The 21,739-nt window shown below is 35.2% G+C and carries 20 protein-coding genes; 17 read left to right on the top strand and 3 right to left on the bottom strand.

Going from position 1 to position 21,739, the window contains the following annotated elements:
* Positions 1-121: 121 nt before the first annotated feature.
* Together AC1RPV_RS00990 and AC1RPV_RS00985 are read right to left on the bottom strand one after the other, a co-directional pair.
* A complete protein-coding gene (locus AC1RPV_RS00990) occupies positions 122-1,066 on the bottom strand; it encodes a Dyp-type peroxidase (RefSeq protein ID WP_481761006.1) in 945 nt (314 codons plus the stop codon).
* Between the two features lie 20 nt (positions 1,067-1,086).
* Positions 1,087-2,040: an NADP-dependent oxidoreductase gene (locus tag AC1RPV_RS00985; protein WP_481761005.1), complete on the bottom strand. Its 954-nt coding sequence runs from the start codon at positions 2,038-2,040 to the stop codon at positions 1,087-1,089.
* Between the two features lie 213 nt (positions 2,041-2,253).
* Between AC1RPV_RS00985 and glpK the strand changes: the two genes are divergently transcribed.
* From glpK to dhaM, 13 genes are all read left to right on the top strand, one after another.
* The gene (glpK, locus tag AC1RPV_RS00980) at positions 2,254-3,771 is read left to right on the top strand and encodes a glycerol kinase GlpK (protein WP_481761004.1); all 1,518 of its coding nucleotides are present in this window, start codon (positions 2,254-2,256) and stop codon (positions 3,769-3,771) included.
* A gap of 13 nt (positions 3,772-3,784) precedes the next feature.
* Complete coding sequence (gene glpO / locus AC1RPV_RS00975) at positions 3,785-5,605, top strand: type 1 glycerol-3-phosphate oxidase (RefSeq protein ID WP_481761003.1); 1,821 nt, start codon at positions 3,785-3,787, stop codon at positions 5,603-5,605.
* Positions 5,606-5,629: 24 nt separating this feature from the next.
* Positions 5,630-6,349, top strand: a complete 720-nt coding sequence (locus AC1RPV_RS00970; protein WP_409022824.1) for an MIP/aquaporin family protein — start codon at positions 5,630-5,632, stop codon at positions 6,347-6,349.
* A 185-nt stretch (positions 6,350-6,534) separates the two neighbouring features.
* On the top strand, positions 6,535-7,062 hold the full coding sequence (locus AC1RPV_RS00965) for a GNAT family N-acetyltransferase (protein WP_409021765.1): 528 nt from the start codon (positions 6,535-6,537) through the stop codon (positions 7,060-7,062).
* 103 nt (positions 7,063-7,165) lie between these two features.
* Positions 7,166-8,104: a dihydroorotate oxidase gene (locus AC1RPV_RS00960; protein ID WP_481761002.1), complete on the top strand. Its 939-nt coding sequence runs from the start codon at positions 7,166-7,168 to the stop codon at positions 8,102-8,104.
* Between the two features lie 300 nt (positions 8,105-8,404).
* Positions 8,405-9,505, top strand: coding sequence for a lactate oxidase (locus tag AC1RPV_RS00955; RefSeq protein ID WP_481761001.1), 1,101 nt, complete (start codon positions 8,405-8,407; stop codon positions 9,503-9,505).
* A 210-nt stretch (positions 9,506-9,715) separates the two neighbouring features.
* Positions 9,716-11,050 carry an NCS2 family permease gene (locus tag AC1RPV_RS00950; protein WP_481761000.1) on the top strand — a complete coding sequence of 445 codons (1,335 nt, stop codon included), beginning with the start codon at positions 9,716-9,718 and terminating at the stop codon, positions 11,048-11,050.
* A gap of 28 nt (positions 11,051-11,078) precedes the next feature.
* Positions 11,079-12,866: an adenine deaminase C-terminal domain-containing protein gene (locus AC1RPV_RS00945; RefSeq protein WP_481760999.1), complete on the top strand. Its 1,788-nt coding sequence runs from the start codon at positions 11,079-11,081 to the stop codon at positions 12,864-12,866.
* A 9-nt stretch (positions 12,867-12,875) separates the two neighbouring features.
* Entirely contained in the window at positions 12,876-14,609 is a 1,734-nt protein-coding gene (gene ade / locus AC1RPV_RS00940) for an adenine deaminase (protein WP_481761144.1), read from the top strand.
* Positions 14,610-14,771: 162 nt separating this feature from the next.
* A complete protein-coding gene (gene fba, locus AC1RPV_RS00935) occupies positions 14,772-15,635 on the top strand; it encodes a class II fructose-1,6-bisphosphate aldolase (protein WP_481760998.1) in 864 nt (287 codons plus the stop codon).
* 180 nt (positions 15,636-15,815) lie between these two features.
* Positions 15,816-16,811 (top strand): dihydroxyacetone kinase subunit DhaK, encoded by a 996-nt coding sequence (dhaK, locus tag AC1RPV_RS00930; protein WP_481760997.1) that lies wholly within the window; start codon positions 15,816-15,818, stop codon positions 16,809-16,811.
* A gap of 14 nt (positions 16,812-16,825) precedes the next feature.
* On the top strand, positions 16,826-17,410 hold the full coding sequence (gene dhaL, locus AC1RPV_RS00925) for a dihydroxyacetone kinase subunit DhaL (protein ID WP_481760996.1): 585 nt from the start codon (positions 16,826-16,828) through the stop codon (positions 17,408-17,410).
* Positions 17,407-17,775 carry a dihydroxyacetone kinase phosphoryl donor subunit DhaM gene (gene dhaM / locus AC1RPV_RS00920; RefSeq protein ID WP_481760995.1) on the top strand — a complete coding sequence of 123 codons (369 nt, stop codon included), beginning with the start codon at positions 17,407-17,409 and terminating at the stop codon, positions 17,773-17,775. The genes dhaL and dhaM overlap by 4 nt, the downstream gene beginning before the upstream one ends.
* 48 nt (positions 17,776-17,823) lie before the next feature.
* On the opposite strand, the gene AC1RPV_RS00915 is transcribed toward dhaM, so the two are convergent.
* Positions 17,824-18,192, bottom strand: coding sequence for a DUF1304 domain-containing protein (locus AC1RPV_RS00915; RefSeq protein ID WP_409021750.1), 369 nt, complete (start codon positions 18,190-18,192; stop codon positions 17,824-17,826).
* Between the two features lie 174 nt (positions 18,193-18,366).
* On the opposite strand from AC1RPV_RS00915, the gene AC1RPV_RS00910 reads away from it, so the two are divergent.
* From AC1RPV_RS00910 to AC1RPV_RS00895, 4 genes are all read left to right on the top strand, one after another.
* Complete coding sequence (locus tag AC1RPV_RS00910) at positions 18,367-18,834, top strand: DUF2798 domain-containing protein (protein WP_481760994.1); 468 nt, start codon at positions 18,367-18,369, stop codon at positions 18,832-18,834.
* A gap of 154 nt (positions 18,835-18,988) precedes the next feature.
* Positions 18,989-20,176 (top strand): iron-containing alcohol dehydrogenase, encoded by a 1,188-nt coding sequence (locus tag AC1RPV_RS00905; protein WP_481760993.1) that lies wholly within the window; start codon positions 18,989-18,991, stop codon positions 20,174-20,176.
* A gap of 127 nt (positions 20,177-20,303) precedes the next feature.
* On the top strand, positions 20,304-21,152 hold the full coding sequence (locus AC1RPV_RS00900; protein WP_481760992.1) for a YitT family protein: 849 nt from the start codon (positions 20,304-20,306) through the stop codon (positions 21,150-21,152).
* Positions 21,153-21,163: 11 nt separating this feature from the next.
* Complete coding sequence (locus AC1RPV_RS00895; RefSeq protein WP_481760991.1) at positions 21,164-21,649, top strand: methylated-DNA--[protein]-cysteine S-methyltransferase; 486 nt, start codon at positions 21,164-21,166, stop codon at positions 21,647-21,649.
* The last annotated feature ends 90 nt before the right edge of the window (positions 21,650-21,739 follow it).

Raw genomic sequence — 21,739 nt, 5'->3', positions numbered from 1 at the left:
ATTTATATCAAATAAAATCGGTGCTTACGAAAATAAAGATTCGTAAGCACCGATTTAGATTTCTAATGATAATAATTGAGAATTTTATCTGCATCTGAAAAAATAATCTCAGACTTTCGTGTTATAGATTTCCATCCACAATTTGTTCTAAAGTTGTTTTTGAAGGGATAAAGAATAAATTACCGGTTTCAGCGGTACTGAAATCTAATAATCGATCACTTTTACTTTCGAACATATTAATGAGCATTCGATTAGTTACTGCAAAATGACGTGCGTAACCAATGAAGTATGTCCCTGTAATGTCTTTCCCAGGTTCTGAGAAGGGAACGTTCATACGGACAATTTTATGCTCAATGCCATCTTTCATATCTTGTGAAGCAACGTTATGAGAATTTGGTAATTTTTCTTCGTCAGTTAATTCTAAATCAGAATCTTTCTTCCGACCAATTGCTTTTTCTTGGTCTTCAGTCTTTAAGGCATTCCAAGCGGCCATATTATGGATATACTTTTGAGCAAAAGCATAAGAACCGTTTGTAAAATCAGGATCTTCGCCCCCAATAACGGCGTAATCGAGTGCTTCATTAACATCTGGGTTTTCAGTACCATCAATGAAACCAATAACGGCGCGGCCTTCAAAATAACGGAAGCCGTGTGTTTCATCTTCTACAGTTGTGACATCCTTAATGAAAAGCATAAATTGCGCCATAACTTCATAGACAACAGCACTTTCACCAGCGCGAACATGAAAGAATAAATCGCCAGGAGTTGAAATGGCAGTGTATTTAGGCCCAACAATTTCTTTAAAATGGGTAAGTTCAACAGGTTTGATAGCATCAGGGAAAAGATAATCCCAAGCATCAGAGCCAAAACCAAAGGCAACTTTTAAGTTAGCTTTTGGATAACGAACGTTCATACTACGGATGATGGCCGGAATACGGTCAGATAGCTCTTGAACTGCTTCTAATTCAACTTTTTGATCTTTGTGATTTAAGTTTAGAATGGTGAAATTAACAGCTTCACCTAAATCTTTATAAACATCTTGTGTTAACTTTTCGTTTACTGACATAATAAATGCTCCTTAGACTTTTAATTTCCTTTAACGATTATAACCATTTTACCTGCATTATGTGGTGAATTTAATTGTTTATGGGTTTCAATAATATCGGTTAAATTAAAGTGATATTTTTTTGCTATTTTAATTTCTAATTCATCTTGCATCATTAAATCTGTTAAGAAAGTTAGCGTGTCACTATCTTTTAACTCTTTAACATTCTCAACAAGGTAGTAATCTGCGAGTGGCTTTGATGCTTGAACAGAGTCGGTTGGAACGCTAACTAACGATACCATTCTGCCGTTTGTCTTCAATGCTTTGACGCCTACCTCACTGCCAAGACCGCCAGGAGTTGCATCAACAACAATGTCAGCCATATCTTTAAAAGTTTCGGCGGGATTTTCTTTATCGTAGGCGCTATAATGATCTGCACCTAGTCGACGAACATAGGGTTCGTTGGTGCTTGAACCACTAGCGAGAACAGTTAATTCCATCAATTTAGCAAGTTGCACTAAAATCGATCCGACACTTCCAGAAGCGCCTTCAATAAAGATGGTTTCACCAGCCCTTGCTTTTGCAAAAAAGTTCAAAATATTGTATGCCGCTATACCAGGTGTTGGTAGCCCAGCAGCTTCAGCAATCGTCATATTATCAGGTCGCTTAGCAATATGTGATGTAAAGACGACAAGTTCTTCTGCGTAGCCACCGAAAGCCTTATGAACAACAACAGCATCACCGATATTAAAATGAGTAACTTCATCGCCAATTTCAGTAATAATACCCGTTACGTCACCTCCAGGTACAATTGGAAATGGTAAAGGCATAACGTCTTTCATATAACCGGCACGTAAAATTGCATCAAATGGGTTAATGCCAATCGCTTCGATTGAAACCCTAACCTGTTTTGATTTAAGCGCTACTTCTGGATTAACTTTTAATTCCTCAAATACGGTTGCGTCACCATATTGGTTAAAGCCAAATGCTTTCATAAGTATAACCTCCCTAGATTAAAATCATATTGGTACTAGTCCCAATATACCATAATTTTAAGAAAAGGTTTACAAAACGAGGGAGAATAACAAATTTTGTAACAATGTATTTTGCGCAATCTAATTGACAACGTATTTTTGAAGATGTATAATATCCATATTGGTAAATGATAGCGTTTTCATAAATAATTAAAAAGAAAGAATGTGAGTTATTTGGAAAAATATATTTTATCTATTGATGAAGGAACGACAAGTACAAGAGCAATTATATTTAATCACAAAGGTCAGAAAGTTTCTGATGCACAACGCGAATTTCCACAATATTTTCCTCAACCTGGCTGGGTTGAGCACAATGCAAATGAGATATGGAACGCAGTATTATCGACAATCGCAAATACATTTATCGATTCCGGGATTAAACCTAAGCAAATAGCAGGAGTTGGGATTACCAACCAACGTGAAACAACTGTTATCTGGGATAAGAAAACGGGATTACCCATCTACAACGCAATTGTTTGGCAATCACGTCAAACGGCAGAAATTGCGGAACAATTAAAACAAGATGGCTATGATGAATTAATTCATGAAAAGACAGGATTACTGATAGATGCCTACTTCTCAGCAACTAAAATTCGTTGGATTTTAGATCATGTTGATGGCGCCCAAGAAAGAGCCGAAAAAGGCGAATTACTTTTTGGAACTATTGATACTTGGTTAACATGGAAATTATCAGGTGACGAAACACATGTAACTGATTATTCTAATGCTAGTCGGACAATGTTATTTAACATTCATGATTTGAAGTGGGATGAAGAAATTCTAAAAATTATGAATATTCCAGCAGTTATGTTACCAGAAGTTAAATCAAATTCTGAAGTTTACGGACATACGAAAGATTATCATTTTTATGGTAGTGAAGTGCCAATTTCAGGAATGGCTGGAGATCAACAAGCTGCTTTGTTTGGTCAAATGGCATTTGAACCAGGAATGGTTAAGAATACTTATGGAACAGGTTCATTTATTGTCATGAATACAGGGACAGAACCTAAATTATCTAAAAATAATTTATTAACGACAATTGGTTATGGGATTAATGGTAAAGTTTATTACGCTTTGGAAGGTAGTATCTTCGTTGCTGGTTCAGCAATTCAATGGTTAAGAGACGGGATGCGCTTGGTGGAACATGCACCAGACACAGAACAAGCAGCTAAAGAATCGACGAATGATAATGAAGTTTATGTTGTACCTGCCTTTACAGGATTGGGAGCACCTTATTGGGATCCTGATGCACGAGGTTCAGTCTTTGGAATTACTCGTGGAACAACACGTGAAGATTTCATTAAAGCAACGTTACAATCATTGGCTTACCAAACTAGAGATGTTGTGAAAACAATGGAACTAGATACGGGAATTAAAATTCCGTTACTAAAAGTTGATGGTGGTGCAGCTAAGAATGATTATCTGATGAATTTCCAAGCAGATATTTTAAATACACCTATCGAACGTGCTCATGACCTTGAGACAACTGCTTTAGGAGCAGCCTTCTTAGCTGGATTAGCCGTTGGTTATTGGAAAGACCTAGAAGAACTCAAAGCTGAGTATACTGAAGGGGATATTTTTAAACCAACAATGCCTGTGGAAGAAAGCGAAGATCTATACGCAGGTTGGCAACAAGCGGTTGAAGCAACTCGAGTATTTAAACATAAACCAATGAAGAAAAACAATAAATAAGGGGGATACAACTATGTCATTTTCAGCAACATCAAGAAAACAAGATATCGAACGATTAAAGAATGAAGAATTGGATTTATTAACAATTGGTGGTGGTATCACCGGTGCCGGCGTTGCTATTCAAGCAAGTGCTATGGGTTTAAATAACGGATTAATTGAAATGCAAGATTTCGCTGAAGGAACATCATCGCGTTCAACAAAATTAGTTCATGGTGGTATTCGTTACTTGAAGACATTCGACGTCGGAGTTGTTTCTGATACTGTTCAAGAACGTGCAGTGGTTCAACATATTGCACCACATATTCCACGTCCACAATCAATGTTATTGCCTATTTATGATGAACCCGGCGCAACTTTTGATATGTTCTCAGTAAAAGTTGCAATGAATTTATATGATCAATTGGCAGGTGTTGTTGATCCTCAATGGGTTAACTACACAATTTCTAAAGCAGAAGTTTTACAACGCGAACCACAATTAAAATCTGATAAATTAATGGGTGGCGGTGTCTACCTTGATTTTAAGAATAATGATTCACGTTTAGTTATTGAAAATATCAAAAAAGCACATGAAGATGGCGGCTTGATGGTTAGTCGTATCAAGGCTTTAGACTTATTGCATGCTGACGGTAAAATTACTGGTGTTCATGTATTAGATTTAATTAGTGGCGAAGAATTTGATATTCATGCTAAATATGTTATTAATACAACGGGTCCATGGTCTGATTTTATCCGTAAAATGGATACTGATGAAGATTTTGTACCACAAATGCGCCCAACAAAAGGTGTTCATTTAGTTGTTGATTCTAAAAAATTAAATGTACCACAACCAACATACTTTGATTCTGGAAAACAAGATGGTCGTATGATCTTCGTTGTGCCAAGAGAAGATAAAACATATTTTGGAACAACAGATACTGATTTCCATGGTGATTTTGAACATCCTCGTGTTGAACAAGAAGATGCTGATTACTTACTTGATATTATTAACGAACGTTTCCCAACAGCTAATGTCAAAATTAGTGATATTGAATCAAGTTGGGCTGGATTACGTCCATTGATTTCATCAAACGGAAGTTCAGATTACAATGGTGGAAACTCAGGTAAAATTAGTGAGAAGAGTTTCAATGATGTTATTAACGTTATTGAACGTTTTGAAAAAGATGAAGTAACTAAAACAGATGTTGAAGATGTCTTGAATGATTTGGAAAGTACACTTTCTGAAGATAAGACAAGTGCATCACAAGTTTCACGTGGAAGTTCATTGACTATTTCAAAAGATGGCTTATTAACATTAGCTGGTGGTAAAATTACAGATTACCGTAAGATGGCTGCCGGTGCCATGGCTGCAATTACAAAATTATTGAAAGATAATTATAGTCAAGAATTCAATGCGATTGATTCTAAAAACTTACCTGTTTCAGGTGGTGATATTGATCCTAACAACGTTGAAGCAACAATTAGTTTCTTCGCAAAACAAGGAATGGACAATGGGTTGACTGAAGAAGAAGCTACAGTATTTGCTAACTTATTTGGTTCAAATGCAGCACGTGTATTTAGTCAAATGACTCACGTTAAAGCAGCAGAAGGACTTTCTTTAGGTGAAACAGCTAGTCTTCACTATTCAATGGAAGAAGAAATGACGTTAACACCAACTGATTACTTAATGCGTCGTACTAACCATATTCTTTTCCATCGCGATACATTAGATGCTGTTAAAGTTGGCGTAATTAACGAAATGGCAAGTTACTATAGCTGGACTAAAGAAGAAAAAGCAAAACAAACTGCAGATTTAGATGCAACAATTGCAGAATCAGATATGAATTACTTAAAATAACCATCAAAAATAGGGGTGAGTGTGATGACAACAAGTCTTATGACGCAACTTTTGGGTGAATTTTTAGGCACAATGATTTTAGTATTATTAGGTAATGGGGTTGTTGCTGGTGTTTCGTTACGTAAGTCAAAAGCTGAAGGTGCTGGTTGGATTGCAATCACATTAGGTTGGGGAATTGCCGTAACCTTGGGTGTCTATGCGTCAGCCTTTATGGGACCAGGACATTTGAATCCAGCTGTAACTTTGGCAATGGCAATTGTTGGTAAGATTGCTTGGTCTTCTGTATTACCATATATGGTTGTCCAGGTTGCTGGTGGTATCGTTGGTGCTTTTCTGGTATGGGTTCAATACATGCCACATTGGAAAGAGACGAAAGATTCTGATGCAATATTTGGATCATTCGCAACTGCTCCTGCAATAAAAAGTAATCTATATAACTTTTTAAGTGAATTAATTGGGACATTTGTCTTAATCTTTAGTTTGCTAGCATTCACAAAAGGTAACTTTACAGATGGTTTAACACCAGTCGTTGTTGGTATCTTAATTGTTGGTATTGGTCTTTCACTTGGTGGGACAACTGGTTATGCAATTAATCCGGCCCGTGATTTAGGTCCTCGTATTGCACATGCTATTTTACCAATTGCGAACAAAGGTGGATCAGATTGGTCATATAGTTGGGTACCAATTTTCGGACCATTTGCTGGCGCAGTGATTGCCGCAGGGTTATTCTTAGCTGTAGCATAGGTTAAATGTCTGAAATAATTTATTATTAAGTTAAACCTCTATTATTGAATTTTAATTCAATAATAGAGGTTTTTTATAGTAAATTTTAAAGGGTATTTTTATTGTATATTGATAAATTATGCGATATAATAATTTTTCAATCGTATTTATACGAATAGATTAAGCATAATAAAGGATGTGTAACAGTGACTGTATCTTACTTAAGACTGGCAACGCCAGAAGACTTACCAGCAATTACAGGAATTATTGAGGAAGCAAAAGCTTACCTTAAAGAACAGGGAATTGACCAATGGCAAGGTGCTTACCCGGCGGCGAACCATTTAGAACAAGATATTAAAGATCAATTGACTTATGTCTTAATGGTTGGAGATGAAATCGCAGGAACTGCTGCACTTTGGCTAGGAATAGATCCTATGTATCTTAACATTGAAGATGGCGAATGGATTAATGGCCCACAAGCACGTTATTCGGCTATTCATCGAGTTGCTGTTTCTTCAAAATTTAGAGGTCAACGTTTATCAGAAAAAATGATTTCAGGCTTATTAACAATTGCGAGATCATTGGGTTACAAAGATGTTCGCGTTGATACACATCCTGAAAATAAAGGGATGCAACATGTCATTACCTCAAATGGATTTGATTATAAAGGTATCATTCATATGGAAGATGGCGTTAACTCAGCACGATATGCTTACCAAATTATTTTAAAATAAAACGTTTAAGACAGCGAATGATATCGCTGTCTTTTTTTGTGAAAAAAGTAACAATTTGAATTTTGATAAGGTATACTAGTATCAATATGAAGGAGGGATTTTTTTGATTTCAACAGCAACGACTTTAGCGGGTTCAAATTTTGATAATTGTATGATGAATGCATCGGGTGTTTATTGTATGGATAGCGACGAATTACTTGCCGTCGAAAGTTCTAAGGCGGCAACTTTTGTAACGAAGAGTGGCACGCTTCAACCACGTAAGGGTAATCCAGAACCTCGTTATTTTGAAACAGAATTCGGTAGTATTAATTCAATGGGCTTACCAAATAATGGCGTTGATTACTATTTAGATTTTGTCTCTCAAAATCAGATAAACCATCCTGGTAAAACATACTTTTTATCAATTACGGGTTTTAATCTAGCGGAAGATCTCGAGTTACTTCAAAAAGTAACAGATTCAGATTTTGCAGGAATTGTTGAATTAAATTTATCTTGTCCTAATGTACCAGGAAAGCCCCAAACGGGTTATGACTTTGAAACAGTTGATGCGATATTAAAAGCTGTTTTTAATAGTTATCACAAACCGTTAGGAGTTAAATTACCACCGTACTTTGATATTATTCATTTTGATCAAATGGCTGCTATTTTAAATAAATATCCATTGTCTTATGTCAATAGTATCAATAGTATTGGGAATGGACTATATATTAATGATGATACAGAAACGGTCGTTATTAAACCCAAGCAAGGTTTTGGTGGTATTGGCGGCGAATATGTTAAGCCGACTGCTTTAGCTAATGTACATGCGTTCTATCAACGATTAAATAAGAATATTCAAGTAATCGGAACTGGTGGCATTCAAACTGGTAAAGATGTTTTTGAACATATTCTATGTGGAGCAAGTATGGTGCAAGTTGGAACAGCGTTGATGGTTGAAGGACCCGCTGTTTTTGAACGACTAACAACTGAGCTAGAAGAAATTATGGCAGAAAAAGGGTACCAAAGTATTGAAGATTTTAGAGGAAAATTGAATTATTTATAGGGATGAGATAGGGAAAATTATACCAACTTTATACGAAGGTATATGGGCAAACAGCTGAAATTAGTCATGGACTAATGGACTATAGACGTAACGATATTTAGCTTTAAATGGAATGAGATAATTTACCTAATTAAATGGTGAATTATCTCATTTTTAATTAATAGAATAGTGTTAGTAGTAGTTAATATTTATAGATAAAAAAATATTAGTAGTTATGTGTGCAAACGCTTGCACAATGCTTTATTCAGTGCTATTATTTAGACAAGATAAGTTGGGTGCAACATAAAAGGGGAGTTTAATATGACAGATTACATTACAAGCGATTTAGAAAAAGATATTACCGTTATTAATGCTTTTGATTTAGAAAAAGATGCAGAAAAGATTATTCCAAAGGGTGGATTTGGTTATATCTCTAGTGGAGCTGGAGATTTGTATACTTTAGAAGAAAATATAAAGGCATTTAATCATAAACTAATTAGACCTAGAGTGTTACAAGAAATTGATCATCCCGATACAAAAACAACTATTTTCGGAGATGAAATCACATCGCCTATTATTATGGCACCAGTTGCTGCACATGCATTAGCTCATGTTAAAGGTGAAATTGATAGCGCTAAGGGTGTTTCAGATTATGGTTCAATCTACACAGCAAGTTCATTTGCAACGAAATCATTTAAAGAAATATCAAGTCAAGCTAATGGTCAACCACAATGGTTCCAATTCTATATGAGTAAAGACGATGGTATTAATCGTAATATTATGGATGAAGCAAAAGCTAATGGGGTTAAAGCAATTGTTTTAACTGCTGATGCAACTGTTGGTGGTAATCGTGAAACAGATAAACGTAATGGATTCACTTTCCCACTAGCAATGCCAATTGTTCAAGCTTATCAAAGTGGTGTTGGTCAAACAATGGATGCTGTTTATGGTTCAGCAAAGCAACGCTTAAGTCCAAAAGATGTTGAATTCTTAGCAGAATATTCAGGTTTACCTGTCTTTGTTAAAGGAATCCAAGGTGGAGAAGATGCAAGTGTTGCAATTAATTCAGGTGCTGGTGGCGTCTGGGTTTCAAATCATGGTGGTCGTCAAATTGATGGCGGAATCGCTGCATTTGATGCACTTCAAGAAGTAGCAGAAACTGTTGATAAGCGTGTGCCTGTTGTCTTTGATAGTGGTGTAAGACGTGGAGCTCATGTTTATAAAGCCTTAGCAAGTGGTGCAGACTTAGTTGCAATCGGTCGCCCAGTTGTTTATGGCTTGGCACTTGGTGGTCATAAAGGTGTTCAAAATGTCTTTAATTACTTCCAACATGAATTAGAATTAACAATGCAATTAACTGGAACGCATAATATTGATGAAGTTAAACGTACTAAATTAATCGATAATCCTTACGGAAATTAAAAAAATATAAAAGTTAGTTAGCACTTAAAAACTGTTAGATTGGTTGTTAAAACCTTTTTAACAGTTTTTTTATTTTTGAAAATAGTCAAAACACGAACTTTAAATGTTAATAAATCTACAAAAGTGCGTATTTTGTATTGATTTTTTATTTAATTCGCGTAATATACTGTACATAATATAAAAAATCACAACATAGGGAGATTATATTGCATGAATAATACAGAGGGAAAATCAGGTATTTTTGATCGGTTATTTCATATTAATGAGTCAGGTTCAACGGTTAAACGTGAATCAATGGCTGGATTAACAACTTTCGTATCTATGGCTTATATATTATTCGTTAATCCTCAAGTTTTGGGCGCTGCGGGTATGGACAAAGGAGCTGTGTTTACAGCAACAGCAATATCTGCCGCGTTCGGTTGTTTCTTGATGGCATTCTTAGCTAATTATCCTATCGCAATTGCTCCAGGATTAGGTGACAATGCATTCTTTACTTATTCAGTTGTTATTGGAATGGGTATTCCATGGCAAACGGCAATGGCCGGTGTTGTGGTTGCCTCAATTATCTTTATGCTTATTACGTTCTTTAAAATTCGTGAAATTGTGATAGATGCAATTCCACATGACTTAAAATTAGCAATGGCCGCAGGTATTGGGTTGTTTATCGCTTTTGTTGGATTACAAGAAGGTGGACTTATCATTGGAAACCAATCAACATTGGTCGCGATTGGTTCACTAACGGTGCCAACTACATGGCTGACAATTTTTGGACTCGTTGTGATTGTTATCTTAATGGCTAAAAAAATTCCTGGCTCAATCTTTATTGGAATGGTTGCGACAACTATTTTAGGGTTAGTTATGGGACTTATCAAATTACCAACACATATTATTTCTTCTGTTCCAAGTTTGGCACCAACATTTGGAGTAGGGGTTGAAAATTTACATAAAATTAACTCACTTCAACTTTGGTCTGTTGTTTTAATATTCTTGATGGTAGCCTTTTTCGATACGGCGGGAACTTTAATCGGGTTAGCTACTCAAGCAGGATTTATGAAAAATAATAAAATGCCACGAGTTGGTCGCGCGTTATTATCTGATTCTGCTTCAATGTTAGCCGGATCTGTTCTGGGAACAACACCAACTGCTGCTTATGTTGAATCATCAGCTGGAATTGCAGTTGGGGGAAGAACTGGACTGACATCATTAGTTGTCGGGTTTATGTTCGTTCTAAGTTTATTCTTTTCACCACTTCTGACAGTTGTGACATCACAAGTGACGGCGCCCGTTTTAATCGTTGTTGGTATTTTAATGGCACAATCATTAAAGGGTATTGATTGGGGTCGATTTGAAGTAGCAGTACCAGCATTTTTAATGGTTGTCGGAATGCCTTTAACTTACAACATCTCGTATGGTATTGCCTTTGGTTTCGTATTATACCCAATTACAATGATGGCAGCAGGTCGTAGAAAAGAAATCGGGCCTGTAATGTATATCTTGTTCTTTGTATTCCTATTCTTACTTTACGTATTAAATATTCTTCAATAACATATAAAATTGATGGGTGGATAACTAAATGACACAGACGTTAGCACAGTTAAAAGACTATATTTCTGCAGGTGCAGCAAAAATTCCTGCAGATTTAGTAATCGAAAATGGCAAGTTAGTTAATGTTATGACAAGTGAGATTTATCAAGCAAATGTAGCTATCTATAAAGAGAAAATTGTTGCGATAGGTAATATTGAAGCTTATATCGGCAATGATACGGAACATATAGATGCAACTGGAAAGTATATAACGCCAGGATTAATTGACGGACATATTCACGTTGAATGTAGCAAAATGAGTATGACAAGTTTTGCTAATGCTGTTGTACCTTTTGGAACAACGAGTATTATTTCTGGTTTAGATGAAACAATATCAGTTGCCGGACTAGAAGGTGTTCAAGAAGTTTTTAAAGAGGTAGAAAAATTACCGCTTAATTTATTTTGGGGTGCACCATATAAGACACCATATACAATTCCAAAATCAACAATTGCTTTTAACATCGATTCAGATGTTCAAGAAACAATTCAAAAATGGACAGAATGTTACGGTATCTGGGAAACGGTTAGAGAAGCTGTTGAAACACAAGATGAAGATACGTTAAAAACGTTGGTTCACGCACAAAATAATCACCAACCCATTTTCGGTTGTGCACCAATGGCAACCGGATTGAAATTGAATGAGTATTTAGCAAGTGGTGTTCGCTTAGATCATGAAAGTTATAGTCATGAGGAGCTTGTTGAAAAAGCACGGAATGGGATGAATATTTTAATCAGGGAATCATCCGTTACACATTTCTTGGCAGAAAATATTCGAGCAGTTACTGAAGTTAATCCAGCAATTGCACGACATGTTAGTTTCTGTACAGATGATGTAACTGCATCTGATATTTTACAAAAAGGACATCTTGATAACCTTGTTAAATTAGCTATTCAAGCAGGTGTAGAACCAATTACAGCAATTCAAATGGCAACAATAAATAGTGCTGAAGCTTATCGAATTGATGATCAAGTTGGGTCTGTATCGCCAGGAAGACTTGCTGACATATTGATTGTTGATCAGCCAAGTTCATTTAATGTAGAAATGGTTATTAGTCGGGGCAAAGTTGTTGCCAAAAATAAAAAAATAAGTGAAATGTTGATTGCACCAATCAGAAGTAATTTATTTAAAGGCCAGTTGAAGCATGAGTTAACCTCTGAAAAAGATTTTGAATATAAAGTTAATGAAAAAGTAGGAATGGCAACTGTCCAAACAATTAATAGTCAGGGTGCTTTTGTTCGAAAAAGAAAAGATGTTGAATTAACGATAGAAAATAATATCGTACAACCTAGTCCAGAAAAAGATGTCGCTTTAGTTTCTGTATTAGAACGATTTGGTAAAAATGGAAATCAGGCACTTGGATTTACATCTGGATGGGGCTTGAAAAAAGGGGCAATGGCATCATCTTCTGCACCTGATGATAATAATATTGTCGTTATGGGTGTCAATGCAAATGATATGTCGATTGCTACAAATGAATTAATTAAAGCAGGCGGTGGTCAAATTGTTGTTATTGATGGAAAAATTATTTCATTTTTAGCATTACCTGTGGGTGGTATCATGAGCGACTTATTACCAAGTGAAATTGAAACTGGCGAAATTGCGCTAAGAAAAGGGTCAAATTTAATGGGTAGTGATTTACCTGATCCAATATTTTATATGTCATTTTTACCAATTACGGCAATTCCAGATTTGGCAATTACTGATTTAGGCATGGTAGATTGTGTCGCTTTAGAAATAGTTGATCCAATTATTAAGATATCATCTCTTAAAGGATAAGGAGTTATGATGGAAAAAGAAAATTTAAAGAAGTTAATTGATGTTGCTGCTGGCCGAATTCCTGCTGATTTAGTCTTAACTAATGGCAAAATTATTGATGTTTATAATGCACAGGTAATGACTGGGGATGTCGCAATTGTTGATGGCCTTATTGCTGGAATCGGTGGCCAATATGATGGGGATAAGACGGTTGATGTTCATGGTCAATATATTTCACCAGGATTTATTGATCCACATATTCATATAGAATCTGCCTACGTTGGACCAGAAGAGTTTGGCCGTTTAATAACGCCGCATGGGACAACAACGGTCATGGCAGATCCACATGAAATTGTGAATGTAGCGGGCCTAGTTGGACTCGACTATATGATTAATGCAGCTAAAGAAACAGCCCTTAATATCCAATACATGCTGCCTTCATGCGTTCCAGCAACAAAAATGGAAAATTCTGGAGCGGTTATTTCGGCCAAAGACATGATTAAACCACTCACGAATAATGAGACAAGTGGCTTAGCTGAATTTATGGATTTCCCTGGTGTGATTAATGCTGAGAGTGATATTTTAGATAAATTACTGGTCGCAAAAAATTTAAATAAACGAATTGATGGGCATAGTCCTCAAGTTTATGACAAAGATTTAAATGCCTATATTGCCGCAGGAATTCAAAATGATCATGAATGCTCAACCCTTGAAGAAATGCAAAATCGATTAAGCCGTGGTATGTACGTCTTCCTACGTGAAGGATCTGTCACGCATAATTTAAGAACACTATTAAAAGGTGTCACAACCACTAATTCTAGAAGGGCCATTCTATGTGGAGATGATGTCCAAGCGAAAACAATTATTGAAAAGGGTCATTTAGATAATAGTTTGAAAATTTGTATCGAAGAAGGTATAGATCCTTTAGTTGCCATTCAAATGGCGACACTTAATACCGCTGAGTGTTGTGAGCTTAAAGATAGAGGTGCTATTGCACCTGGACTTAGAGCAGACTTAACAATTATTAGTGATTTAACGGATATGCTAATTTCAAGTGTCTATATTGCTGGTGAAAAAGTTGCTGAAGAGGGAAAATATTTACTAGAAACTAAAAGCTATACAATTGATAGTGTCCAATCGTCAGTCCATTTAGCTAACTTTAGTCAAGAAAAATTAGTTCTGCCTCTAACAAGTAATAGAGTTCATGCAATTGAAGTAATTCCTAACGAAGCAATTACAATAGATAGAGAAATTAATGTTAGTCGTGATGAACTAGGTAATTTTATCTACGATTCAAGTATTCCAGTTTCTAAAATTTCAGTTATTGAACGGCACCATGAAACGGGAAATATTTTCACGGGTGTCTTGAAAGATTACGGTATTAAACATGGGGCAATTGCTATTTCTATTGCACATGATTCACATAATTTAATTACAACAGGAACTAATGATCAAGATATGGCGTTGGCAATTGAGACTTTGAAAGATATTCAAGGTGGGATGGTCCTGACAAAAGATAACAAAGTTTTAATATCAATTCCATTGCCAATTGGCGGATTGATGAGTGACCAATCTGGAGAATGGATATCAGAACAGCTTGAACTATTTAATAAAGTTGCTTATAGAGAGCTCGGCATTAATGATACGGTGGATCCTGTGATGACATTAAGCTTTATGTCGTTAGCGGTGATACCGGAATTGAAAATAACTGATATGGGTTTAATTAATATCAATGAATTTAAATTTGAAGATGTTAGTGTGTAAGTCTGTTAAATCAATGATGAACGGTTGCCTTTATATTAAAATTATTGATAATTAGTTTTATTTAAAAAATGAAAGTTTTATCTGATGATTAAATGTGCTAAAATGTACCTGTATTAAAAAATGCAATACAGACGTATTGTAATTTATCTAGGAGGACTTCAAATGTCATTAGTAAATGGTACAAGTATGTTTAACGCTGCTCGTGAAGGTCATTACGCTGTTGGTGCTTTTAACACAAACAACTTAGAATGGACTCGCGGTATTCTTGCTGCAGCCCAAGAAAAAGGTGTTCCAGTTTTAATCCAAACATCAATGGGTGCTGCAAAATATATGGGTGGATATGAATTAGCTTTACACCTTGTTCAAGACACTATTAAATCAATGGGTATCACTGTTCCCGTTGTTATGCATTTAGATCATGGTGATTTTGAAGCTGCTAAAGAATGTATCGAAGTTGGTTACAACTCAGTTATGTTTGATGGTCATGATTTACCATTTGCAGAAAACTTAGAAAAAACAAAAGAAATCGTTGCTTTAGCACATGCTAAAGGTATCTCAGTTGAAGCAGAAGTTGGTTCAATTGGTGGAGAAGAAGATGGAATTGTCGGAGCTGGTGAATTAGCTGACGTTAACGAAGCTAAAGAACTTGCTGCAACAGGAATCGACTACTTAGCTTGTGGAATTGGTAATATTCATGGCCAATACCCAGCTAACTGGACTGGTTTAAACTTCGATCGCTTAGCTGAATTAGCTGCTGTAATCGAACAACCACTTGTATTACATGGTGGTTCAGGTATTCCTAAAGACCAAATCCAAAAAGCTATTAAAATGGGTGTTTCAAAAATCAACGTTAATACTGAATGTCAATTAGTATTCGCTGCTGCTACTCGTAAATATATTGAAGAAGGTAAAGACCAACAAGGTAAAGGTTATGACCCTCGTAAATTATTTGCACCAGGTACAAAAGCAATCACTGATCTTGTTGAAGATCGTATTGAATGGTTCGGTACAAGCGCAGCTAAATAATTTATTATTTAGTTCTTTCAAAAAGAGTTTTCAAAATCGTTATGATTTTGGAAACTCTTTTTTTGTGTCTTGAGAATTGAATGGTCATGGAATTATTAATAAAAGCTAGTTTAATTGGTTATTTGTAAACGTTTGCAATATAATGGAGAAGTACCTAAAACAGACAGAAAAGGGGATACTATGAAAAAAATAATTAATGATCCAAAAAATATTGTAAGTGAAATGGTTAATGGGTTAGTTAAGGCTTATCCACAATACCTACGTAAAATTGATAGTACGGAAGCTATGGTTAGAAGTGATGTGGCATCGATGGAAGATAAAGTTGGACTCATTAGTGGTGGTGGAAGTGGACATGAACCTGCCCATGCTGGTTTTGTAGGTCCCGGTATGTTGTCAGGTGCAGTTGCTGGACAAGTTTTTACTTCACCCACGCCAGACCAAATTTATGAAGCAATCAAAGCTGCTAATCACGGTAAAGGTGTTTTCTGTATTGTGAAAAATTACTCCGGCGATGTCATGAATTTTGATATGGCCAAAGAATTTGCTGAAATAGATGAAATTAAAGTGAAATCAATTGTTGTAGATGATGATATTGCAGTTGAAGATAGTCTATATACACAAGGAAAACGTGGTGTTGCGGGAACAGTGTTCATGCATAAAATATTGGGTGCTGCTGCAGATCAAGGAGCTACATTAGATGAAATAGATGAACTTGCTAAAAAAGTGATGCCAAATATTAAAACAATTGCGATTGCATTGAGTGGTGCGACCGTCCCAGAAGTTGGTAAACCAGGATTTGAACTTGCAGATGATGAAGTTGAATATGGCGTAGGAATTCATGGTGAACCCGGATATCGTCGTGAAAAATTAAAACCTTCTAAGGAATTGGTTGAAGAGTTACTAAGTAAACTAAAAGTTGCATTTGATATGAAATCTGATGATAAATATGCCGTTTTAGTTAACGGATTAGGAGCAACACCGTTAATGGAACAATATATTTTTATGAACGATACGCTTGATCAATTAAATAATAAAAAAGTCGATGTCGCATTTACAAAGGTCGGTAATTATATGACATCATTAGATATGGCTGGAATTTCTTTGACATTATTTAAAATTGAAGATGATAAATGGCTTTCTTATTTAAATTATACGGTAGATACAATCGCTTGGTAAGAGGAGATAATAAAATGCTAACAATTGAAAATACAACAGAATGGTTCCAGATTTTTTCAGAGAAAATAAGTGAAAATAAAGCTTATTTGAGTGAGCTAGATACACCAATTGGTGATGGAGACCACGGAAATAATATGGCTCGTGGTGCCGAAACAATTCAAGATTTATTAAAAAATCAAAAATTTGAATCCTTATCAGACTTATTTAAAAGTGTCGCAATGGCCTTTATTAAATCTGTTGGTGGTGCTTCTGGGCCACTTTATGGAACGGCTTTTATTGAAATGTCTAAATTAAGTAAAGAAACAAATGATCCAGCTAAATTAATAGCTGCGGGACTAGATGGTATTAAAAGACGCGGTGATTCAGATGTTGGAGCTAAAACCATGATTGATGTTTGGAATCCAGTTTTAGGGGATATTAAAATGAAGCAAATAACAGTTGAAAAAATACAAGCAGATGTTGAAGCAACCAAAGAGCTTGTTGCAACAAAGGGACGTGCATCATATCTCGGAGAACGTTCTGTCGGTCATGTTGATCCAGGAGCTATGTCGAGTGGCTATTTATTTGAGGCATTACTGGAAACGGGGGTGCTAGTATGACATATGGGGTTGTAATTGTATCGCATGTTCCTGAAATTGCAGAAGGTATCAAGCGACTATTAGATCAAGTTGCAGCAAGTGTCTCAATCACAACAGCTGGTGGGACTGATGATAACGGAGTTGGTACATCATTTGATAAAATCCAAGCAGCTTTTGACGAAAATAGTGCCGATGAGTTGTTAGCTTTTTATGATTTAGGAAGTGCTAAGATGAATTTAAATATGGTCATGGAATTCACAGATAAAAAAGTTCATCTGTACGATACAGCTTTAATCGAAAGTGCTTATACTGCTGCATCTCTTTTAGAGGCTGATGTTAAATTAGCTGATATTGAGGTTCAACTTGAAGCGTTAAAAATTAAATAGCGTAAAAAAATAACGTTAATCTTAATGATTAACGTTATTTTAGTTAGTCTATAAAGCTAAAGTAATTGCGATAAAGGCCAGTAATGCAGGTAATCCTTGTACTAAAATTATTTTTTTTGCAGATGTTAAACTACCAAAAACAGCAGCAATAAAAACAAATCCTGTAAAAAGCAACAACATTGATTTAAGCGCAGCACCAGTTAGAATGAAAAGTACAATCATTAGACCGATACTAATAAAACCATTGTATAGCCCTTGATTAGCCATTAATACTTTTGATTCTTTCTGATTTAAAAATTCTGGTCTTAATTCAAAGGCTTTTTGAGCGATTGAACTAGTTGAGAAAAATAGTTCAAGAATCATAATAAATAAGTGTTCAAGTGCAACAATCCAAGATAATATAAGTGCAATTAACATAGAAATCTCCCCTTAATCGTTATGGATATAGTATAACGTAATGTAATTGGTAGCACAATCAATCGATTTAATCGCTTACAATGAGAATGCTTTAATATTCAAAAAAAAGACTTATGACAGTGAGTTATTTTGTGTAACATTATATTTTATTAAAGTTATTAAGGAGAATGATATATGCCAACAAATGCAAAAGAAGGAATTATTTTTACAACATTAATGTGCTCGATGATGGTTTTCGTTATGAGTGCATACAATTTATTATTAGTCGGAAAACTAGGTCTTGTGACGTTATTACTTGGATTCATTCCTGGTTTTATTGTTGCTTTTATCTTAGATGTTTTAGTTGTCGGTAAAATTGCGATGGCAATTGCTGATAAGTTACCTCTTAATCATGATAAAATGTGGCAAATGATTCTCGCAATCTCAGGAATGATGATTTGTGGAATGGTCGCTTTTATGTCACTTTATGGGTTACTTATTGAAGGTGGTATGCCTGCTCATTTCTGGTCTGCTTATCTTTCTACTGTTGGACACAATATTATTGTTGCGGTACCGTTACAACTAATTATTGTTGGACCAATTTCAAGAAAAATTTTAAGCATGATTCATGCAAAAGATGAAGCTAAAAGAGTCACACAATAATCGTTTATATTTATAGAAGATTCACCAGTAAAATGGTGAATCTTCTTTTAGTAAAGGCTTGTATTGGAATGACATCGCCTAAAGGGGTTATAATGTAGTTGTTCATTTGAAATAACTTTGACTATAACTTCAAAATACAAAGGAGATTATATTTATGAAAGATTTTCAATTTAAAAATACAACTGATATTCGATTTGGTTCAGATCGTATCGAAACAGAATTACATGATGCGGTTGCACAATTTGGTCCCAATGTATTATTAACATATGGTGGTGGATCAATTAAACGTTCAGGTTTATATGACAAAGTAAAGAAAATTTTGAGTGATTTAAATGTTGTTGAATTAGCAGGAATCGAACCAAACCCTAAAGTGGGTTCAGTTCGTGAAGGTCAAAAGTTAGCTAAAGAAAATAAAATTGATGTTATTTTAGCTGTCGGTGGTGGTTCTGTTGTTGATGCTTCAAAAATGATTGCTTCAGCAGCATTTTATGAAGGAGATCCTTGGGATTTATCATTAGACCCCTCAAAACGTTTCAAAATTGATCAATTACCTTTTGTCGATATTTTAACGTTAGCAGCTACTGGTACTGAAATGAATGCTGGATCAGTTATCTCAAATCCAGAAACAAATGAAAAAATAGGTAGTTTTGGTCCCAAAACACCAGCTGTTTCATTCTTGGATCCAGCATTAACAATGAGTGTTTCAAAATGGCAGACTGCTGCTGGTTCAATTGATATTTTCTCTCATTTGACAGAGCAATACTTTGATAAAGAAAAAAATAATGATGTTTCTGACGGTATGATTGAAGGTATCATGCGAACAGTTATTAAATGGGCACCAATTGCAGTTGCGGAACCTGATAACTATGATGCTCGTGCTAATTTAATGTGGTCATCAACAATGGCATTAAATGGTATTATGCGATTAGGTTATCAAGATGGCTGGACATCCCATTCTATTGAACATGAGTTATCAGCGTACTACGATATTACTCATGGTGTTGGGCTAGGTATTATAACACCTCGTTGGATGAAATTCGTTTTATCTGCGGATACGGTTTCTAAGTTTGCTAAATTTGGTCGCAATGTTTGGCATATTCAAGATGATGATGACCAAGTCGTTGCTGATAAAGCTATTCAATCAGTTTATGACTGGGTTAAATCGTTAGGTGTACCAACAACGTTACCCGGTGTTGACATCAATGAAGAAACAAACTTTAAAGTAATGGCTGAATCAGCTGTTAGAGTTGGAAAATTAGATAGTGCTGTTTATGTTGATATGTCAGTAAATGATGTTATTGATTTATACAAAGCTTCAATGACAACTGAAAGTTTCGAATAAAGTAGTAAAAGCATCTCTGTTTAGAGATGCTTTTTTTGTGCCATAAATCGAAAATTTGTTTTATGATATAAAATTCGGTATGCTAAATAGTAAGGGGTTACAAATTTAGAACAGAAAGAGGGCCTTTATGATAAATAGGATGAAACCACAAGTTATTCAATTTTTATTAATGTTAATTGGGTTAGAAATGATTGCAATAAGTATTAATTTTTTCTACGCACCACAAGAAGTTGCGGTTGGTGGTGCAACTGGTATTGCAATCCTTTTAGAAACAGCTTTTAATTGGAACGTTTCGATTGTATTATTGAGCATTAACATGGCGCTATTGATCTTGGCTTATTTTATGTTAGAGCGTTCAACGACTAAAAAAATTATGATTGGTAGTTTTGTATTACCGTTATTTTTAGCGATTACGCCTCAAATAAATATTGTCGAGGATAGATTATTAGCTGTTATTGTCGGTGGCGCAGTTTTTGCGGTGGGAATATCAATTCTCTATCGAATTGATGCATCCAGTGGTGGAACAACGGTTCCACCACTAATAATCAAAAAATATTTCAATATTAAACCTGCAACCAGTCTATTAATAATTGATGGTATTGTGTGTTTTTTCAATATATTTGTCTCGGGTTCTGAAGCATTTATTTTAGCGATTTTTTCTTTAATAATCACGTATTTAATTATGAATTATATTGAAACGGGATTGGACCGTAAAAAAGTTTTATATGTGATGAGTACAGAAGAGGGATTAAAAAAATTAAAAGAAGATATTAATACAACTATAGATAGAGGTCTAACAATCTTTGATGCTAAAGGTGGTTATTCAGGTGAAAGCAAAGAAATGTTGATGATTATTGTTGAAAATCAAAATTATCAACAAATGTTAAATAAGGTGCATACGATTGATCCAAATGCATTTATCATCGTATATAATATCGCAGAAGTTCATGGCGCAAATTTGTCTGGGATTGAATAGGAGATTTTGACATGTACTTAATGAATTGGTTTAATGGCACGGATTATTTTTGGCTAGGGATGACTGATAAAGGATTGAGTTTTGTTGGGTCGCCTAATGGGTTAAGAAGTGAAATTGAAATATTTTATCCAAGAACTAAATTCGAAGAGAATGACAAGATTTTTAAAAGTATAATTGAAGAACTACAAGCCTATTTTGACCATGAAATTCAAAAATTTACGATCCCCGTTGATTTTAATTTGAGTGGGACGATGCTGCAAAAAGAAATTTGGGGACAACTTCAACTTATTCCATACGGTGAAACGAGAACGTATTCTGAGTTAGCTTTAGAAGTTGATTATCCTAAAGCAATTCGCGCTGTTGCTAGTGCAGTTGGTCGTAATCCTATATTAATTGTAATACCTTGTCATCGTATTTTAAGAAAAGATGGCAGCTTAGGGGGTTATCGCGGTGGGATTAATATGAAAAAGCAACTACTAGAAATAGAACGCAAATAAAAAACCGACATTACAAGGGGAGGCAATGTCGGAAAAGGGTAAGGGTGATTAACTTCGGGGAAAGTTGATCATCTTATTTAATTTATTCGG

This window comes from Dellaglioa sp. CoH-55-MRSF-9 (genome assembly GCF_056782155.1).
Note: the sequence above shows the minus strand (reverse complement) of the source record. Positions and strands in the feature narration are given on the sequence as shown.